Below are 3,075 nucleotides of genomic sequence, written 5' to 3'. Positions count from 1 at the left end.
AAAAATATATCTATGGTTACTAAAAAACACTTAAACACTCTGTGCCTTGTGCCTGTTGCCTAGTGCCTTCTATAAAAAACTTAAATCTAATTCTGCCACCACAAATACAAAAAGAGGATTACCCAGAGAATATCTACAAAATGCCAATAAAATACAATTAGATTGACTTTGAGCTGATTTGGAGGGTTTACCGAATACACAAAAGATTCTACATAAGAGAGCCTTTTGAGTGATTCAATAAAGATTTTTATTAAAAAAATCAATCCTACAACTATATGGAGAATATGTAGTCCAGAAATCATGATAATGAATCCTCGCGAGGTGCGAATCGCCGAGTTGGCATTGAGTTCAAACAGTTCCTTCCAGCCAAACAATTGCATAATAATAAAGCAAATACCTAAAGTAAGTGTAGTCCCCATATAAAACCGATAGCTCTTGAAATGATGCTTATCGAAACTCCATTCGGCAAGATACAGCGTTAGGCTACTAATAAGCATTAATAAAGTACTTGCCCAAAAAATTTCGGGTAAAATCAGTTTGCCAAAACCAGCTTCGGGTCTGTTCAATATGGTATAGAATACCAATAAGCCCAAAAACAATAAGCCACTTCCAAACATGGCCAACTGTAGCATAAACTTAAAAGGTTCTTTGCGTTGCATAATTTTAAATTGAAGAAAGGCAATCTCTTTTATTTATTCTAAAATCCCTTGCCAAACCATATAATCTTTAAATGCTTGTTCTATTGTTGGAGTACTTTCAAAAATACCAAATACTGTCGAGCCCGACCCTGTCATACTGGCATATACCGCACCTAGTTCATAAAGCGTATCTTTAATTTCTTGAATTACAGGATATTTTGGCGCCAGACTCGTTTCAAAATCATTCAAAATAGTATTCTTCCAAGTCGCTAATGGATGCGATAAGGCTATTGGTAAATCAACATTGGCTGGCTTGGGCTTGATAGAACCGTAAGCTTCGGCCGTTGAAATATGAATATTGGGGTTGACCAATACAATATATTTTCCTTTTAGAGAAACAGCTATTTCATCAAATTGGTCGCCTTTTCCGAAACAATATTTTGGATTATTTTCAATAAAAAAAGCGCAATCACTCCCCAACTGACTCGCATACGCCTGCATGGCTTTATCGTCTAATCCTAAATCAAATAACGAGTTGAGTGATTTAATCGTAAAAGCACAGTCTGCCGACCCTCCCCCCAAACCTGCTCCAATTGGCACAACTTTGTGTAAATGAATACGCACAGGAGGCATTTCAGGAAAATCTTTTTTGAGCAAATGATAGGCTTTCAAACAAAGGTTTTGACTAGCATCACCAGGAATATCGATACCTGTACTCTCAAAACTCAAAGTCTCTGCTGGTAATATCTCTAGCGCATCGCTCCAACCCACAGGATAAAAACATGAACTTAAATTATGGAATCCATCAGCACGTTTCTCGGTGATATAAAGTCCTATATTAATCTTGGCGTTGGGAAAAGTTAGCATTTTTAGTAATTATAATACGTTTATGTAGTAGGAAAGATGAAATTAATAGTAAATCTGAAGTAAAATTTGACTATAACTTTTTGATTATGAAAATCTTCAAATAACCAATATACTATTAACTAATGACGTTTTCCTACTTAATTTTTGATACTCGCAAATATACTAGAGGTACAGCGTATATTGTTACACACTAGTTCAAGTCTAAGACTTGGGCTAGTGTGGGGTAAAGTCTAAAAGCTTCAGATCTCTTCTATCCTGTTCGGATAATCAGTAATAATTCCATCTACACCCATCATAATCAAACGACGCATATCTTCTATTTCATTAATCGTCCAAGGCACTACACGAATTCCTTTTTGATGACAAATCTCTATTTTGTTCTCTGTCAAACTTTTAAAGTATGGACTAAAAAAATCAGGTAAGAAACCCAGTTTTTCTAATGAAGGGCGAACGCCCTCATTTGTCACCAAAGCCGAAAGTTGTACTTTAGGATAAACTCCTAAATCCATTTGTTGTTTACAGTATTTCAAAATATTAAAATCAAAACTCTGAACAATAATATGCTCAGGATTGATATTTTTCAAGACTTCAAATACTTTATCACAAAATATATTGACTTCGTGTGGCTGGCTAATCCCATATTCTTTCTCTTCCGATTTGATTTCAATATTATAGCCAAAATCAGGATACTTTTTGCGTTGTGCTTCACAAGCCTCTAACATTTCAGCAAGCAGGGGCTTGTAGGTGGCCATTGGCTTTTGGTCTGGAAACAACCTGTTCCCTCTCTTACCAACATCAAAACTGCGAATTTGTTCATAAGAAAGCTGAAACAAATTGAGGGCTTTCTCCTCCCTTTTACGCACAGCTTCCCCTGTTGGATATGAACAAAAAAGAGAGTTCATGTAAGGCTCGTGCGAAACGACAACATCGAGGTCTTTACTCAGACAAACATCCAGTTCGAGATAGTCGATAGGATATTTTAATGCTTTTATAAAAGCAGGAATAGTATTTTCGGGCAAAAGTCCTCTACAACCTCTATGTCCTTGAAAAATAATAGATTTTATCATGATAAAGAGTAATCTGAGCGATGTCTTTTTGGGAAAATGCAAATTATTAAGTTTATAATTTTCATGAAAGAAATGTTATTCAAAAATACCTTATTTGTTCCAAATTTTTTGTTGAAGGCACAAGGCAACAGGCAAAAGGCAACAGGCAACAGGCACAAGGCAAAGAGTGTTAAAGTTTTTGCCGAATGCCCAAAGCTGAAAGCCGTAAGCTTTATGTATTAAGCCATAAGCAAAAGAATGTGCTTGCCTAATGCCTACGGCTTACAGCCTAGAGCAGGCAAAGGACAAAGAGTGTTAAAGTTTTTGCCGAATGCCCAAAGCTGAAAGCCGTAAGCTTTATGTATTAAGCCATAAGCAAAAGAATGTGCTTGCCTAATGCCTACGGCTTACAGCCTAGAGCAGGCAAAGGACAAAGAGTGTTAAAGTTTTTGCCGAATGCCCAAAGCTTAAAGCCGTAAGCTTTAAGCACAACAATCTAATTTTATTTTGTGTATTAACTTATT

General features: G+C 36.2%; 3 protein-coding genes. All 3 read right to left on the bottom strand.

Going from position 1 to position 3,075, the window contains the following annotated elements:
* Positions 1–86 precede the first annotated feature (86 nt).
* The 3 genes from ACOVQ4_RS04355 to ACOVQ4_RS04345 all read right to left on the bottom strand — a co-directional run bounded on the left by ACOVQ4_RS04355 (position 87) and on the right by ACOVQ4_RS04345 (position 2,572).
* On the bottom strand, positions 87–659 hold the full coding sequence (locus tag ACOVQ4_RS04355; protein ID WP_095160980.1) for a cytochrome c oxidase subunit 3: 573 nt from the start codon (positions 657–659) through the stop codon (positions 87–89).
* Between the two features lie 33 nt (positions 660–692).
* A complete protein-coding gene (gene ispE, locus ACOVQ4_RS04350) occupies positions 693–1,505 on the bottom strand; it encodes a 4-(cytidine 5'-diphospho)-2-C-methyl-D-erythritol kinase (protein ID WP_421819432.1) in 813 nt (270 codons plus the stop codon).
* A gap of 239 nt (positions 1,506–1,744) precedes the next feature.
* Positions 1,745–2,572 (bottom strand): glycerophosphodiester phosphodiesterase family protein, encoded by an 828-nt coding sequence (locus tag ACOVQ4_RS04345; protein WP_421819431.1) that lies wholly within the window; start codon positions 2,570–2,572, stop codon positions 1,745–1,747.
* Positions 2,573–3,075: the final 503 nt, after the last annotated feature.

The sequence above is a fragment of the Flectobacillus sp. genome (genome assembly GCF_049240685.1).
Taxonomy (GTDB): Bacteria; Bacteroidota; Bacteroidia; order Cytophagales; family Spirosomataceae; genus Flectobacillus.
Note: the sequence above shows the minus strand (reverse complement) of the source record. Positions and strands in the feature narration are given on the sequence as shown.